The organism is Bradyrhizobium yuanmingense (genome assembly GCF_900094575.1).
GTDB lineage: Bacteria > Pseudomonadota > Alphaproteobacteria > Rhizobiales > Xanthobacteraceae > Bradyrhizobium > Bradyrhizobium yuanmingense.
In genome coordinates this window covers 209,161-224,724 of record NZ_FMAE01000008.1, presented here as the reverse complement: position 1 = coordinate 224,724, position 15,564 = coordinate 209,161, and the positions used below count along the sequence as shown (strand labels likewise).

The 15,564-nt window shown below is 65.5% G+C and carries 16 protein-coding genes; 5 read left to right on the top strand and 11 right to left on the bottom strand.

Annotation, left to right across the window (positions count from 1 at the left end):
• Nucleotides 1-95: 95 nt before the first annotated feature.
• A complete protein-coding gene (locus GA0061099_RS28560; protein WP_025036964.1) occupies nt 96-1,628 on the bottom strand; it encodes an acyl-CoA carboxylase subunit beta in 1,533 nt (510 codons plus the stop codon).
• Nucleotides 1,629-1,768: 140 nt separating this feature from the next.
• Between GA0061099_RS28560 and GA0061099_RS28555 the strand changes: the two genes are divergently transcribed.
• The 3 genes from GA0061099_RS28555 (at nt 1,769) to GA0061099_RS28545 (ending at nt 3,542) form a co-directional block, all read left to right on the top strand.
• On the top strand, nt 1,769-2,173 hold the full coding sequence (locus GA0061099_RS28555; RefSeq protein WP_036027562.1) for a DUF4260 domain-containing protein: 405 nt from the start codon (nt 1,769-1,771) through the stop codon (nt 2,171-2,173).
• A 149-nt stretch (nt 2,174-2,322) separates the two neighbouring features.
• Nucleotides 2,323-2,913 (top strand): hypothetical protein, encoded by a 591-nt coding sequence (locus tag GA0061099_RS28550; protein WP_036027564.1) that lies wholly within the window; start codon nt 2,323-2,325, stop codon nt 2,911-2,913.
• A gap of 191 nt (nt 2,914-3,104) precedes the next feature.
• Nucleotides 3,105-3,542, top strand: a complete 438-nt coding sequence (locus GA0061099_RS28545; protein ID WP_036027565.1) for a DUF1330 domain-containing protein — start codon at nt 3,105-3,107, stop codon at nt 3,540-3,542.
• 48 nt (nt 3,543-3,590) lie between these two features.
• On the opposite strand, the gene blaOXA is transcribed toward GA0061099_RS28545, so the two are convergent.
• From blaOXA to GA0061099_RS28505, 8 genes are all read right to left on the bottom strand, one after another.
• On the bottom strand, nt 3,591-4,409 hold the full coding sequence (gene blaOXA, locus GA0061099_RS28540) for a class D beta-lactamase (RefSeq protein WP_074448157.1): 819 nt from the start codon (nt 4,407-4,409) through the stop codon (nt 3,591-3,593).
• Between the two features lie 74 nt (nt 4,410-4,483).
• Nucleotides 4,484-4,747, bottom strand: a complete 264-nt coding sequence (locus GA0061099_RS28535; RefSeq protein WP_036027569.1) for an EscU/YscU/HrcU family type III secretion system export apparatus switch protein — start codon at nt 4,745-4,747, stop codon at nt 4,484-4,486.
• Nucleotides 4,744-6,345, bottom strand: a complete 1,602-nt coding sequence (gene fliK / locus GA0061099_RS28530; RefSeq protein WP_036027571.1) for a flagellar hook-length control protein FliK — start codon at nt 6,343-6,345, stop codon at nt 4,744-4,746. Before fliK ends, GA0061099_RS28535 begins: the two co-directional genes overlap by 4 nt.
• A gap of 56 nt (nt 6,346-6,401) precedes the next feature.
• Complete coding sequence (locus GA0061099_RS28525) at nt 6,402-7,193, bottom strand: ATP12 family chaperone protein (protein WP_036027573.1); 792 nt, start codon at nt 7,191-7,193, stop codon at nt 6,402-6,404.
• 74 nt (nt 7,194-7,267) lie between these two features.
• Complete coding sequence (locus GA0061099_RS28520; RefSeq protein WP_311735310.1) at nt 7,268-7,525, bottom strand: hypothetical protein; 258 nt, start codon at nt 7,523-7,525, stop codon at nt 7,268-7,270.
• Nucleotides 7,526-7,608: 83 nt separating this feature from the next.
• Nucleotides 7,609-8,823, bottom strand: coding sequence for an RluA family pseudouridine synthase (locus GA0061099_RS28515; protein WP_036027577.1), 1,215 nt, complete (start codon nt 8,821-8,823; stop codon nt 7,609-7,611).
• A gap of 52 nt (nt 8,824-8,875) precedes the next feature.
• Nucleotides 8,876-10,213 (bottom strand): replication-associated recombination protein A, encoded by a 1,338-nt coding sequence (locus tag GA0061099_RS28510; protein WP_036027579.1) that lies wholly within the window; start codon nt 10,211-10,213, stop codon nt 8,876-8,878.
• The gene (locus GA0061099_RS28505; RefSeq protein ID WP_036027581.1) at nt 10,210-11,616 is read right to left on the bottom strand and encodes a DegQ family serine endoprotease; all 1,407 of its coding nucleotides are present in this window, start codon (nt 11,614-11,616) and stop codon (nt 10,210-10,212) included. The genes GA0061099_RS28510 and GA0061099_RS28505 overlap by 4 nt, the downstream gene beginning before the upstream one ends.
• Before the next feature lie 312 nt (nt 11,617-11,928).
• Here GA0061099_RS28505 and GA0061099_RS28500 point away from each other — a divergent pair, with 312 nt between their 5' ends.
• A complete protein-coding gene (locus GA0061099_RS28500) occupies nt 11,929-13,542 on the top strand; it encodes an OprO/OprP family phosphate-selective porin (RefSeq protein ID WP_074448164.1) in 1,614 nt (537 codons plus the stop codon).
• A 120-nt stretch (nt 13,543-13,662) separates the two neighbouring features.
• Here the strand turns inward: GA0061099_RS28500 and GA0061099_RS28495 are convergent, their stop codons facing one another.
• Complete coding sequence (locus GA0061099_RS28495) at nt 13,663-14,037, bottom strand: winged helix-turn-helix transcriptional regulator (RefSeq protein ID WP_036011060.1); 375 nt, start codon at nt 14,035-14,037, stop codon at nt 13,663-13,665.
• Between the two features lie 123 nt (nt 14,038-14,160).
• Here GA0061099_RS28495 and GA0061099_RS28490 point away from each other — a divergent pair, with 123 nt between their 5' ends.
• Nucleotides 14,161-15,174: a zinc-binding alcohol dehydrogenase family protein gene (locus tag GA0061099_RS28490; protein WP_036011057.1), complete on the top strand. Its 1,014-nt coding sequence runs from the start codon at nt 14,161-14,163 to the stop codon at nt 15,172-15,174.
• An 89-nt stretch (nt 15,175-15,263) separates the two neighbouring features.
• Here the strand turns inward: GA0061099_RS28490 and GA0061099_RS28485 are convergent, their stop codons facing one another.
• On the bottom strand, nt 15,264-15,560 hold the full coding sequence (locus GA0061099_RS28485; protein ID WP_036027590.1) for a DUF1330 domain-containing protein: 297 nt from the start codon (nt 15,558-15,560) through the stop codon (nt 15,264-15,266).
• Nucleotides 15,561-15,564: the final 4 nt, after the last annotated feature.

The window sequence follows — 15,564 nt, the reverse complement described above, 5'->3', positions numbered from 1 at the left end:
AAATCAGAAGGAGCCTGTCGCCCGCATGAGCAAAGCGACATGCGGGACCTCGGCAAAGACCCGGATTTCGCTGCGCTCATCCGGGCTACCTCCTATTACAACGGCAAATTGTCGTGCTTCTTCGCCGGCATTTCCGTCTTTTTGTCCTTCAGCATCGCCAGCGCCCGCGCGATGCGCTTGCGGGTCGAGTGCGGCATGATGACGTCGTCGATATAGCCGCGCTCGGCGGCGATGAAGGGCGACAGGAAGCGGTCTTCGTATTCCTTGGTGCGGGCGGCGATCTTGTCGGGGTCGCCGATGTCTGAGCGGAAGATGATCTCGACCGCGCCCTTGGCGCCCATCACCGCGATCTGGGCGGTCGGCCACGCGTAGTTCATGTCGGCGCCGATCTCCTTGGAGGCCATGACGTCGAAGGCGCCGCCATAGGCCTTGCGGGTGATGATGGTGACGAGCGGCACGGTGCACTGCGAATAGGCGAACAGGAGCTTCGCGCCGTGCTTGATCAGGCCGCCATATTCCTGCGCGGTGCCGGGCAGGAAGCCCGGCACGTCGACGAAGGTGACGATCGGGATGTTGAAGGCGTCGCAGAAGCGGACGAAGCGTGCCGCCTTGCGCGATGCGTCGCTGTCGAGCACGCCGGCCAGCACCATCGGCTGGTTGGCGACGAAGCCGACCGTGCGCCCGGCAATGCGACCAAAGCCGGTGACGATGTTCTTGGCGAAGGCTTCCGCGATCTCGAAGAAGTCGCCCTCGTCCACGACCTTCAGGATCAGCTCCTTCATGTCATAGGGCTTGTTCGGATTGTCGGGGATCAGCGTGTCGAGCGACATGTCGACCCGCTCGATGTCATCGAAGCTCGGCCATTCCGGCACGCCGTCGGTGTTGTTGGAGGGCAGGAAGTCGATCAGGCGACGCATCTGCAAGAGGGTCTCGACGTCGTTCTCGAAGGCGCCGTCGGCGATTGAGGAGCGCGTGGCGTGCACCGAGGCGCCGCCGAGCTCCTCGGCCGTCACGACCTCGTTGGTCACGGTCTTCACCACGTCGGGACCGGTGACGAACATGTAACTGGTGTTCTTCACCATGAAGATGAAGTCGGTCATGGCAGGCGAATAGACGTCGCCGCCGGCGCAGGGGCCCATGATGACGGAGATCTGCGGGATCACGCCCGAGGCAAGCACATTGCGGCGGAACACGTAGGAATAGCCGGCGAGCGCAGCGACGCCTTCCTGGATGCGGGCGCCGCCGGCGTCATACAGGCCAATGATGGGCGCCCTCGCCTTCATCGCCATGTCCTGGAGTTTTGTAATTTTCAGCGCGTGCGTTTCGGACAACGAGCCGCCGAACACCGTAAAGTCTTTGGCAAAGACAAAAGTCTTGCGACCGTTGACGGTGCCCCAGCCGGTGACGACGCCGTCGCCCGGCACCTTGGTCTTCTCCATGCCGAACTCGGTGGAGCGGTGCTCGACGAACATGTCGAACTCCTCGAACGATCCCTTGTCGAGCAGAAGCTCGATGCGCTCGCGGGCCGTCAGCTTGCCGCGGGCGTGCTGCGCCTCGATGCGCTTCTCCCCGCCGCCGAGCTTTGCGCCGGCACGACGATCTTCAAGGGCGTCCAGGATGTGTTTCATTTGCTCCCGCCAGTTCTTAAGTGATGGGCGGGTTCTAACACGGCATTTTGCGGCCCGGAAAGCCGCTTTCGCCGTCGCAGGGCTGCCCTGCCGCAGCGGGAAAGCGCAAGGAATTACAAAGTTTTGCCCAGGAGGCGAGCGTGAGCGAAGGAACGGCCGAGACGGGCGCTGCGACAGGCGGCGTCAACATCCTGCTGCGGCTGGAGGGCCTCACCCTGTTTGCAGGGATGGTGACGCTCTATGCGGCCTGGGACGGGTCGTGGCTGGTGTTTGCGCTGCTGTTCTTCGTACCCGATCTGAGCTTCCTGGCCTACCTGTCCGACGCCAGGTTCGGCGCGATGGTCTACAACGCCGCCCACAGCTACTTGGTGCCGGTGGCGCTGCTGACGCTGGGCTTCGCCCTCGCCTCGCCCCTCATCCTCTCCATCGCCTTGATCTGGCTTGCCCATATCGGCATCGACCGGGCGCTCGGCTACGGCCTGAAATATTCCGCCGGGTTCGGCTTCACCCACCTGGGGCGGATTGGGCGGCAGAAGGATTCCTGACCTCACATTTGGCAGCCCGGCAGGTTGACCGGGCCGACCGATTCAGGCTTGCTCCGAGTCAGATCAGGCGCCGAATGTTGCGTGAGCCCAGTCGGTACGGCGGTGATCATCTGCCCTGGCTCCAGCGTCTACCTACTGGCATCACCGAGATGTCCGCGACGGTCGTCCCCTTGCCGCCGAACCCAGCGTCCGAAACGATCGACTTCCTGCGCCGCATGGCCGGCATGGTGTCGGGGCGGAACGGCGAGATGCTGCTGCGCGCAGCCAGCATGATCGAACAGCTCGGCCAGCGGGCGATGTCGGCCGAGCGGCTCTATCATCAGGCGCAGGAAGAGAGCACGCGGAACGCCGAGCTGCGCGAGTCCGCCGAACTCGCCTCCGACGCCATGGTCGGCCAGATCGCGGCGCTGCGGGCACAGCTCGCCGAGCTCACCGCCGCGACCGCAGCCGAGCGCGCCGCCTTCGATGCCGAGCGCGGCAAGCTGCTCGCGCTGATGCAGCATGCCGAGCAGCATATTGGCAAGCTCACGACGGAGCTGGACAGCTTGCGCGCCTCCGTCGACAGCTTCAACGAAACCGCGGTCTCGGTGCCGATCGAGGTGCTGCGGCTGGCGCGGACGCAGTTCGATTATCTCTCCAGCGGCTTTGCCCGGCGCGGCGATCCGATCTCGCAGGCCATGAGCGAGATCGGCGGCTTTGCGATTGACCGGGCGCTCACGGCAAAACCCGACAACGCCTGAACTCCGTCCCCGAAATCGTCGACTTTCAGCTCGAGCTGGACCGCCGGGTTGGCGCTCAGAATTGCCGAGGAGTTGCCGATGGCTGCGTGGTGTTGCCATGACGTCATCATAGCGGTGACACCGAAACCACTACAAGGCCGGGCGTTCGAAAGCGATATCAGCGCAGCAAGAACCCACGACCGGAGAGAACAATGTTCGTCGATATCGATAATGCATCACTCGCGATGGCAGGCTCGAGCCTGCCCGGAGATCAACCTATCTTCATGATCAATCTTCTCCGTTATCGGAATGAGGCCTTGTACCGGGACAAGTCCGAGCTTCCGGCCTGTTGCGGCCGCGAAGCCTATTTTACGCGCTATGTCCCCGCATTTCGCAAGATCGCGACTCCGCAAGGGGTCAGGCCAACTTGGCTTGGATCTGTCGGAGCTCTGCTGGTGGCCGCGCAAGGCGAAGCCTGGCACGACGCCGCAATCGTCCGTTACCCTGACTTCGCGACCTTTCGAGCGATCGTCTTGAGCTCCGATTACCGGCGTGAGGCCGAGCCCCACCGTTTGGCCGCGCTCGCCGATTGGCGCCTGATTGCGACGACCGAGGTTCAGGTGCCGGCTGATCTGCAACCGCGCGCTTAAGCTGACCGTGTGGGATCGGGTTGCTTCTCCATCAACCACACGGTCGCGCTAGATCGCGCCGATCTCGGCAAGGCAGGCTTGCATCAGCGTCATGCGAGCCTCGATGTGCCGTGGCTCTTTGCAATCCATGTTGAGCGCGAACACGGTATGTGCCTCGCCCTTCTCGGCCCAGCCGACCATCCAGCCGAGCGACGGCTCGCCGCGCTCGGCGCCCAGGAGACCGGATTTGGCGCGGATGACGGCGTCGCCGACCTTCGTCGCCGGCAGGATATCGGCAACGAGATCCTGGCTGCGCTTTGAGATCGGCAGCGCGCGGCGGCGCAGCCGGTCGACGAAATCGACCTGCTCGACCGGATCGATGCGCAAGGCCCCGGTGAGCCAGAACTGGTCGATGCCGCCGCCGATGTCGCGATTGCCGTAGTCGAACGCGTCGACATATTGCTGCATGCGCGCCTCGCCGATGCGGCGCGCGATCTCCTGATAGACCGGCACCGCGCTCACCGCGATCGCGCTGCGCAGCGTGTGATCCTTGTTCCAGGCCTCGATCGGGCGCTTGACGCCGTCCCAGGCAAACACGTCCTTGTCGGGGTCAGTGACGACACCGGCCTCGAGCGCAATCAGCGAGTTGGGAATCTTGAAGGTCGAGGCCGGCAACTTGCCCTCGCCCGAGCGCTCCTTGTCGCTGGCGACGATCAGATAGTCCTCGACCTTGTAGCCGACGAAGGTGCCCGACGTGCCGAGGTCGGTGAAGCGCTTTGCAAGAGCGTCGCGGATTTCATTGCGCGGCGGCGCGACATGGGCGCGCGCGCGTCGAGGCAGGATCGCGGTTGCGGCGAGGAGGCCGAGGGTGGAACGGCGGGTCAGCAAAAGCGATATCCGTGAGCAGCGAAAACCAGCGCGACCATGCAGCCGCTAAGTGTTGAAACGATGACAGGTTGTGTTTACCGCCCCCGGCCCGACAGCCGCAGCACGAACACCAGCACCTCGGCGACGGCCTTGTAGAGATCTGGCGGGATCTCGTCGCCGAGCTCGACCTTCGACAGCGCGCCGGCCAGAACCTCGTTCTCCTCGATCGGAATGTCGTGGGCCTTGGCGATCTCGACGATCTTCTCGCCGATCGTGCCCTTGCCCTTGGCGACGACGACGGGCGCGCCAGATCCCTTCTCGTAATGCAGCGCGATCGCGAGCTTGGAGGGATTGCTCATGTGGCGCGATCCAGGAAGTGGCCGGCGCGAGCGGGCGCCGGAGCCGGCGGCGTGCCGTCGCGGACCACGATATCGCCGGGCTTGAGCTCGGCCTTCGTCAATGCCTGGCTGAGCTCACCGATGCCGGCGCGGAGCTGCTGCGCCGTGACCGGCCGCTCCGCCCACATCCGAACGAAGGTCTTGTCGCCGTTCAGCGTGATCAGCGCATGCACGGGTCCGGCCGGCTCGACATCGAGCGAGAAGCGCGCGCGCCAGGCGCGCTTGGCGGGATCGTCCGACTCATTGCCGCCGTCGCGCGAGATCTCGAACTGCGCCATCGCGGTACCTTGCGGGGTCGCGAACGGAATCTCGAAATTCCACTGCGGCACGGCCGGATCGATGCGGTGGCCGCTGGCGTCGGTGCGATCGGGAAGCGAGGCAATTTGCAACAGCGTCTGCCGCGCGATCGCGGCATCGGTGTCATCGAGCAGACGATGCACGGTCGCAGCCAGCGGCGTATCCGGTGCGAGCGACGGCGCGGCGATGGACTGAGGCGCCGGCAGCGCACCGCGGACCGGTGGAGGTGTCGGGTGTGCGGCCGCCTCGAAGATATGGGCGTCCGGCACGGACTTGTTGGAGCCCGGCACGTTGCCGGTCAGGCGCGGCAGGTTTTCGGTGACCTCCTGCAGCAAGCTCGCGGCAAGGCCCCCGGACATGGTGCGCGACACCAAGGCTTGCGGATTGTTCCCCGCCGCATGGGCCAGCACGGCGACAGCGAGCGCGCCGCGCGACGCTTGCGCCGGTTGAGCGAGTTCCGGCGACGCCGCTTGGGCCGTTTCGCCCGCCAGCGCGGAGGCTGCGGTCTGCGTCGTGGCCGCAGCACTCGCCGGCAACGGCACAGCTGACGCAGTTGCCTGCGCCGCGCCGGAGGTCGATGCCAGGGTCTGGCGCAACACCAGCAGTGCGGCCTTCAAGTCCGGGATCGCGCCGGAGGACGGTGTCGTGCCTGCGGCCAATGACGACTCGAGAAACAATCCGGATTTCTGGAAGGCGGATTCGATATCACCGCCGTCGAGGGCGGTGTTGAGCGGCGTCTGCTGCGCCAGCACGTCGAGCACCGCCTGCTTCAGCCCGGCGGGCAGATTGCTGCTCGTCACGACGGAGGCCAGGTTGGCAAACAGCGGCGCCTGGCTGCCCTGTTTGGTCACGGCCCCGGCAGAGGCCGTTTGGACGGCGACCTGCTCGGACGGAGTGAGGGTGTTCCGTGCCGTCGCCACCGACGGCGCCAGCGGCGGGCTGTCCACCAGCGAGGCCGCGCGCGGGGTCAGCGTGACCTGATCTCCCGCCGCCTCGCCCGCCCCGGCCATGACTGCAAGGCGAATGGTGCCGTTGCTCTGCGAGACCGCGAGCTGGAGATTCTGCCCCGGCGTCAGCGCCACCTCCGACATCACGTCCATCGCCAGGTTGGCGATCGCGATCCGCACCAGATTGTCGGCGAGCACGCTGACCACCCTGGCATCGACGACACTGCCGGCTTGCAGCACGAGATCCGGCGTCGCCGCATCAGCCGGGCGGCTGGCAGCGTTGACGGGAGCGATGGGGGTGACCGGCGTCGGCATCTCGGCAGCCCTAGGGGAATGCTGGCTACCGTAACCGCTGCCTCGTAAACCTCTCGTTAACCTGGCACGGCCGGCGGCTTCACCGCCGCCAGAACCGTCGCAGCGGCCTGGAAATCCTTCAGGCGGGCGGCGCGGCGGGCGGCCGCCTCCTCGTCCAAGCCCCATTGCTCGACGTTCCAGTCCTCGTCGACATGGGCGGCGGCCCAGACCTGGTCGGCATCGCGCACGTCCTGGTCCAGCGCCAGCGCGAGCAGCGCCGATCCGGTCAGGGTGGTCACCATGTGGAGCGCGGCGACCGACCAGGGGTCGCCGGGCAGCGCGGCCCGTACGGCCTTCACCGCCTCGTCCGGCTGCTTCACGTGCATGACGCCTTCAGACAGGATGAAATGCGCACCCAGCGTCTGCGCCGCCCAGGACAGCACAGGATCCCAATGCGCGGCCTCCCGGGCGACCAGTCCCTCAGGATGGCCGGCACGATAGAACAGCAGGTCAGACTCGAAATATTTGGCGAGGTCGTCGCTGACGAGCTCGACGCGATCGACAACGCCCTCGACCACGCTGTTGGCGATGCGCGTCAACGGCATGGTCACGGGATCGATCGCCTCGCCTTGGGCGGACCATTCTGCGGCGACACTATCTGCGAGCGCGCGCGTCGGGATCACCAATTGGCGGCCGGAGGGCGTACGGATCGGCTTGCCGTCGAGAGTGATGGCGAAGCCGCCCTCGGCATCGACGACGCCGGCCTCCTTGTAGAAGCGCTTGCGCAGCGGCGTGCGCGCGGACGCGCGCGCCGATTCCCGGGGATCAGGCGGGAGCTGCCCCGCAGCTTCTTCGAACAATTCGCGCATGTCGTTTTCTTGTTCCTGTCGTCAGTCGAATTACCAGTGTCGTCACGACCTCGCCAGTAGGACCAGGAGTGCTGCTAGTTCGCACACATGCGCGCGTACGTGCCGCGATCGGCCGGCCCCAGTCCTGCGGCTGCGCCGTCGTGAAGACATTTCGTGACGCGATCGCTGAACGAATTGCGCGGGAGCGGCTGGTAATTGTAGCGCGGCGGCGCGTCAAACTGCGGAACCTTGGGCACCTCGATCTTCGGCGGCGGTGGCGGCGCAGGCAGCGGTGGAGCGAGCCGCGCGGCGTCCGGCGAGACATATTGCGCGCGGGCGGCAGGCTCTACCAACAGAGTAGCCAAGAGCGCAAAGCAGATCGACAATCGTCTCATGGGGGAACATGTCGTGCGCCAGCCGCCCCTATTCAACCTCACTATTCTTCAGGCGCGTTCTCGATCGGATCAAATCTGGTTGCGTCCAGACCCAGCAGGTTCCACGACTGCTGCATGTGCGGCGGCAACGGCGCGGTGGCGTCGATCACGCCGCCGCGCGGATGCGGGATGACGATCCGGCGTGCGAGCAGATGCAGCCGGTTCTGCAAGCCGCCCGGCAGCTGCCAGTTCTCGATGTTGAAATATTTGGGATCGCCGACGATGGGATGGCCGATATGGGCCATGTGGGCGCGCAGCTGGTGGGTGCGGCCCGTCACCGGCTTCAGTGACACCCAGGTCAGCTTGTTGCCGGCGGTCTCGACCACGGCGTAGTACGTCACCGCGTGACTGGCGCCCTCATCGCCATGCTGGGCGATGCGCATGATGGTGTCGTCCTCGCCCTCCTCCTTTGCAAGGAAGGTCGAGATGCGGCCCTGCTTCGGCTTCGGCAGGCCCGGCACCAAGGCCCAATAGACCTTTCGCGCCGAGCGCGAGCGGAACGCGCCGGTCAGGTGTGAGGCAGCGAAGCGCGTCTTGGCGATCAGGAGACAGCCCGAGGTCTCGCGATCGATACGGTGGACGAGACGCGGCTTCTGGCCTTTGGCATCGCGCATCACCTCAAGCATCTGGTCGATGTGCCGCGTCATGCCCGAGCCACCCTGCACGGCAAGGCCGGCCGGCTTGTTCAGGACGAGGACGTCGTCGTCCTCCCAGATCGTCATCTCCTTCAGCGCCTTCAGCGTCTTCTGCGCGGCCTCCGAGAGCTCGCCGACGACCTTCGGCGCATCGAGCTTGAGCGGCGGGATACGGACGCTCTGTCCCTCCTCCAGCCGGTCTTTGCTGTCGACGCGCTTGCCGTCAACGCGCAGCTCGCCTTTGCGTACGACGCGCTGGATGTGGGAGAACGACAGGCCGGGAAAGCGCGCCTCGAGGAATCGATCCACGCGCATGTTGTTCTCGTCGGCCGTGACCGTGACGGTCTGCACCTTGGTCGGTAGCAGCGCCTCGACGGACTTTTCAGGCGCAGGCCTCTCCTGGACCGCTTTGGGCGGACGCCGCTCGGCGCGCTCGCCAACAAAGCGCGGCGGCTTACCGCCGGGCTTGCCACCCGGACGCGGTCCGGCCTTCTTCGCGCTACGCGCCTGATGCGCCCGCGAGTCGTCGCGCTCGTCACGCGAACGCGGCTTTGGGTTCATTCTCTTGATGCGGCGGCTCATGGTTGCCTGCGTACCCTAAAAGCGGCCTTCCGTCACGACGAAATGGCCGCTTCTAGGGCGAGCCGCCCCGCTCCTTGCGCAGCTTGGCCCAGTAATCCAGCCGCTTCCTGATCTCGCGTTCAAAACCGCGCTCGGGCGGGTCGTAGAAGGTCTGACGTCCCAGGGCCTCCGGGAAGTAGTCCTGGCCGGAGAAGGCGTCCGGCGCGTCGTGGTCGTATGCGTAGCCGGAGCCGTAGCCTTCCGACTTCATCAGCTTGGTCGGGGAATTGAGGATGTGCTTTGGCGGTAGCAGCGAGCCGGCCTGCTTGGCGACCTGCATCGCGCTGCCAAAGGCGGTGTAGACCGCGTTCGATTTCGGCGCGGTGGCGAGATAGACCACGGCCTGGGCGATGGCGAGCTCGCCCTCGGGATGGCCGAGGAAGTCGAAGGCGTCCTTGGCGGCATTGGCGATGACGAGCGCCTGCGGATCGGCCAGCCCGATGTCCTCGACCGCCATGCGCACGACGCGGCGGGCCAGGAACAGCGGGTCCTCGCCAGCGTCCAGCATGCGCGCGAGGTAATACAGCGCGGCATCGGGATCGGAGCCGCGCACCGATTTATGCAGCGCCGAGATGAGATTGTAGTGGCCGTCGGCCGATTTGTCGTAGATCGGCGCGCGGCGCTGCAGAATCTCCTGCAGCTGCGCGGCATTGAAAATCTCGTCCGCCCGCGCCGAACGCCAGACTTCTTCGGCGAGCGTCAACGACGCACGGCCATCGCCGTCGGCCATGCGCACCAGCACCGCGCGCGCCTCCGCATCGAGTGGCAGCTTCCTGCCCTCGACGGCTTCGGCATGCACGAACAGCTTTTCGATCGCGGCGGCATCGAGCGAGCGAAACACCAGCACGCGCGCACGCGAGAGCAACGCCGCATTGAGCTCAAAGGACGGGTTCTCGGTGGTGGCGCCGACCATGACGACAGTGCCGTCTTCCATCACCGGCAGAAAGGAGTCCTGCTGGGCGCGGTTGAATCTGTGCACCTCATCGACGAACAGCAGCGTGCCCTTGCCCATCTCGCGCCGGGCGCGCGCGGCATCGAACGCCTTCTTGAGGTCGGCGACGCCGGAGAACACCGCGGAGATCTGCTCGAAATGCAGATCCGTCGCGTCAGCCAGGAGCCGCGCCACCGTTGTCTTGCCGGTGCCGGGCGGGCCCCAGAACACCAGCGAGCCGAGCGTGCGCGTTTCCAGCATGCGCGTCAGCGCACCGTCCGGGCCGAGGATGTGGTCCTGGCCGACGACCTCCGACAGCGTGCGCGGGCGCAGCCGGTCCGGCAGCGGATGCGGAGCATCGTGTTCGAGCCCCGCCGCAGCAAAGAGAGTCGGTGTCTCCGTTGGTCGCTTCGGACTCATCCGCCCAGCGTGACGTTGATCTGCTGGCCACCACGCACCAGCGTGATGCGCCAGATCCGTGCCCGTTCACCTGCAGCCTTCTCGAGGTCGCCGGTCTTGCTGATCTTCTGATTGTTGACGGCCAGGATGATGTCGCCCTTCTGGAAGCCGACACTCGCAGCCGCGGTATCGCCGCCGATATCGGTGATCACGACGCCTTCAGTGTCGGCATCCAGACGCAGCTCATCGGCGACGGCCGGCGTGATGGTCGAAACCTTCGCGCCCTGGAACGGCGACCGCGCGGTGACGACGAGCTCGTTGCGCCCGGTGTCGGGCGCGGTCTCCAGCGCCACCGTCAGCTTCACCGACTTGCCGCCGCGCTGCACGTCGAGCTGCGCGGTGCCGCCGAGCGGACGGGTTGCGAAGCGATAGTCGAAGGCGTTGGGATCATCCACGATCTGGCCGTCGATCCCGGTGATGAGGTCGGAGGATTTCAGGCCGGCTTTCGCCGCCGGACCGTTCGACACCACGCTCGCGACCAGCGCACCGGTCGGCGAGCGCAAGCCGAGGCTCTCGGCGATGTCGGGCGTCACCGCCTGCAATTTTGCTCCTAACCAGGGCCGCTTCACCGCCTTGCCGCCGCTCTTGGCGGAGGCGACGACGACGCGCACCATGTTGGCGGGAATCGCAAAGCCGATGCCTTGCGAGCCGCCGGAGCGCGAATAGATCGCGGTATTGATGCCGGCGAGCTTGCCACCCATGTCGACCAGCGCGCCGCCGGAATTGCCCGGGTTGATCGCCGCATCGGTCTGAATGAAGAACTGATAGTCGGTGATGCCCACTTGCGTGCGCGCCAGCGCCGAAATGATACCCTGGGTCACGGTCTGGCCGACGCCGAACGGATTGCCGATCGCGAGCACGACGTCGCCGACCAAGAGCTCATCGGAATTGGTGAAGTCCAGCGTCGGGAACTTCTCCTTGCTGTCCTTCAGGCGCAGCACGGCGAGATCGGTCCGGGAATCCTTGAGCAGGATCTCGGCCTCGAACTCGCGCTTGTCCGACAGCGACACCTTCACCTGGTCAGCGCCCTCAATGACGTGGACGTTGGTGACGACGAGGCCGGAGGCATCGACGATGACGCCGGAGCCGAGCGAGCGCTGCATCTGCTCGGGCTGCTGGCCCGGCACACCGAAGAAGCGGCGGAAGATCGGATCGTCCAGTAGCGGATTGCGGTTCTGCACCACCTTTGCGGCATAGACGTTGACGACCGCCGGCTGCACCCGCTGCACGATCGGCGCATAGGACATCCGCAGCTCGGCCGGCGACGACGGGACCCGACGGTCCTGCGCTGCAGTCGGATTGAAGGTGGCCGAAAAGGCTATGCACAGCGCCGTAAGGGCGGCAGTCCAGGTCGCTCGAAACATTCCTACCTCTTGGAAATGACGCCGGAATATAGGCGCGTTCGCCCCCCAATAGAAGAGCGCCGGAGGGCAATATTCGGCCGCCTCGAAGCCGTGTCCGGGATGCAAGGGTGCCGTGCGAATCGGCCATTTGCCCGGCGGCGGATTGGCATGATGTGCGTCATCTTGCATGGTGGTGTGAGGCGGATTCGGTTGCGGCGAATTTGCATCAGTAGGAACCGACGCAACCGCTCGCAGCGTCGCGGGGCAGTCATCGATCACACCTAGGCTCTCCGTTCGCGACTTGGGGAAAACAGTCAGATGATGGAGCGTAACGTGAGCAGAACAAGAATTGCGGCCACCGCGATTGGTCTCGCCGGCGCGCTGGCGGCCTCGCAGGCCCAGGCCCAGTCGGCAAGCAGCAGCGAGCAGGAGATCGCGCTGTTGAAGCAGCAGTTGAAGATGCTCGAGCAGAAGCTCGACAAGCTGCAGAGCCAGACCGCGGCGAACACGGCAGCCGCAGCAAAGGCGAAAGTCGAAGCCAAGGCAGAGGCAAAGGCCGAGGCGCGCGCGGAGGCAAAGGCCGCGGTGGCCAATGCCAACGCGGCAATCCCCGTCAAGGGGCCGGCGCCGGCGTCCGGCGTCGTCGTGACGATGCCGAACAACCGGCCGACGATCTGCACCGCCGACCAGGCCAACTGCGTCGCCATCACCAGCCGCCTGCATTGGGATGTCGGCGGCTATGACTATCGTCCCAACACCGCGGCCACCGTGCCGCAAAAGCTCGATAGCGGCCAGAACGTCCGCCGCGCGCGCATCGGTGTCACCGGCAAGTTCTTCCACGATTGGAATTTCGCACTGGTCTACGATTTCGGCGGCTCGTCCGACGGATTTGGCGGCGCCGCGCCGGGATCGCTGCCCGGCGGCGGCGTCTCCGGCGTCGAGAACGCCTATATCAGCTATACCGGCCTGAAGCCGTTCGGCGGCAAGATGGCGATCGAGGCCGGCATCATGGACCTGCCCTACACCATGGATGAAGCCACGAGCTCCAACGACATCATGTTCATGGAGCGCGCCTCGCCCGGCGTGATCGCGACCAACATCGCCGCCGGTGACTTCCGTTCCGCAGCCGGTGCGCGCTGGTTCAACGACCAGCTCTGGATCGGCGGCTATGTCACGGGACCGACGACCGGTGCGATCCATTCCGCCTCGAGCGCGGCGCCGCCCGGCACCAGCGAGCAATATGGTGCCGTGGCGCGCGTCGCCGGCAATCCGATCAGCACCAAGGACTACTCGGTGCATATCGGCGCCAATGCGCAATGGCTGATCCAGCCGCCGCGCAATCTCATCGCCAACACCCAGACGGTCACGCTCAGCGATCGTCCGGAATTGCGTCTCGACCCGACCACGCTGATCTCGACCGGCGCTATCGCCAATGCCTCGGGCGCGCAGGTCTACAGCGTCGAGGCGGCGGCGACCTACGGTCCGTTCATCGTCCAGGGCGAGTATTTCTGGTACAATGTCGATCGTACCGCCAACACGGCCGTGCCGCTGACGGGTGCACCGAGCCTGAAATTCCAAGGCGGCTACGCGCAGGCCGGCTATGTGCTGACCGGCGAAGGCCGCTCCTACAATGCGGCGAACGCGGCCTATAGCGGCGTCAAGCCGGCACATCCGTTCTCGCTCGACGGCGGCGGCTGGGGCGCGTGGGAGATCGCAGGACGGTTCTCGACGATCGACCTCAACGATCAGCTCGCGACCGCGAGCGGCGTCGCAGGCGGCCGGCAGACCGTCTATACGCTCGCGCTCAACTGGTACGTCAACGGCAACGTGCGCTTCATGCTCGATTATCTGCACGGCACGGTGTCGCGACAGGCCTCGCCGATCTCGACCGCCGACGTCGGCTCGAAGTTCGACGCGGTCGCGATGCGCACGCAGTTCGCGTTCTAGAGCATGATCCGGAAAAGTGTGAAGCGGTTTTCCGAAAAGATCATGCTCAAACAAAACCTAAAGCGCGATCGCGCTTTTGAACGCGCTCGTTCGGGAGCGGCAGCGTCCGCTCCCGAACGATCACGCCGCGCGCTTCTTCTTCACGACCACGGGCGGCGGCGCGCAGGACAACCGCTCCTGGTGGCTCTCGCCCCAGGCCTTCAGGATGTCGATCACGGGCCTCAGGCTCTCGCCCAGTTCGGACAGGCAATACTCCACCCGCGGCGGCACCTCGGCATAGACCTTGCGGATGACGAGCCGGTCTTCCTCCAGCGCGCGCAGCTGCTTCGTCAGCATGCGCTGGGTGATGCCAGGCATCCGGCGGCGCAATTCGCCGAAGCGCTGGGTGCCGCTCTGCAGGTGGTAGAGGATCACGCCCTTCCACTTGCCGTCGATCAGGTCCAGCGTCGCCTCGACCGAGCAGCCTGGACGGCGGGCGAAGTTACGGCGTTTCATGCGGCTTTTTCCCAATAGTATCCAAACAGGGACTATATCCCCAAATTTACAGTACTTGCCAAATCGGAGCCAGAGCGACAGTTAAGGCAGCGGGCGAACAAAGCCATCTGATGGAGACACGCCATGAAAGCCGTCGGCTACAAGAAATCGCTTCCGATCGAGGACGCGGAATCACTGTTCGATTTCGAGACCGCTAAACCCGACCCCAAAGGGCGCGACATCCGCGTCGCGGTGAAAGCGATCTCGGCCAATCCGGTCGACTACAAAGTGCGCAAGCGCGCCGCCCCGCCCGAGGGCGAGACCAAGATCCTCGGCTATGACGCGGCCGGCGTGGTCGATGCGGTCGGGTCTGAGGTCACGCTGTTCAAGCCAGGGGACGAAGTGTTCTACGCGGGCTCGATCCTGCGCCAGGGCACCAACGCCGAATTCCATCTGGTCGACGAGCGCATCGTCGGCGCCAAACCGAAGAGCCTGTCGTTCGCCCAAGCCGCCGCTCTTCCCCTCACCTCGATCACCGCCTGGGAGCTGCTGTTCGACCGGCTCGGTGCGGTGCCGGGCAAGAGCGTCGATCCGCGCACGCTGTTGATCACCGGCGGCGCCGGCGGCGTCGGCTCGATCCTGATCCAGCTCGCCCGCCGCCTCACCGGGCTGACGGTGCTCGCCACCGCGACACGGCCGGAGTCGCAGAAATGGTGCCTCGATCTCGGCGCGCATGCGGTGATCGACCATGGCAAGCCGATGAAGGAGCAGATCGAGAAATTGAAGCTGCCGCCGGTTGCGCTGGTGGCCAGCCTCACCTTTACCGACCAGCACTACAAGGCGATCGCGGAATTCATGGCACCACAGGGCAAGTTCGGCCTGATCGACGATCCCCCGGAGTTCACGATTGCCGCATTCAAGGGCAAGGCAATCTCGGTGCATTGGGAATCGATGTTCACGCGCTCCTCGTTCCAGACGCCTGACATGATCGCGCAGCATCATCTGCTCAATGACGTGGCCGACCTCATCGACAAGGGCGTGTTGCGCACCACGCTCGACCAGACCTTCGGCACAATCAACGCAGCCAACCTGAAGCGCGCGCACGCGCTGTTGGAGAGCGGCAAGTCGCGCGGCAAGATCGTGCTGGAGGGATGGTAGCTTTCGTCGGGTGGGCAACGCGCACTTGCGCAGTGCCCACCATCTCTCTCTAGTCGCGACAATGGTGTGCACGCTTCGCTTTGCCCACCCTACGGCACCGGCGTCCCTTCAACGAACAACAGCCGCCGCTCCAGCGCCGTCTGCCGCACCTTGAGCGCTTCGGCATATTCCCGCGAGGCGTACCATTCCTTCAGCCGCGCCATCGACGCGAACTCGACGATGATAATGGCCTTCGGCGGCAAATTGCCTTCGGCAAGCTCGGCCTTGCCGCCGCGGACGAGATAACGCCCGTCGTACTGCGCGATCGTCTTGGCAGCCAGGGCGCGATAGGCCTCGAATGCGGCGGGATCGCGCACCTCGACCTCCGAGATCACATAGGCCGCCATGCGC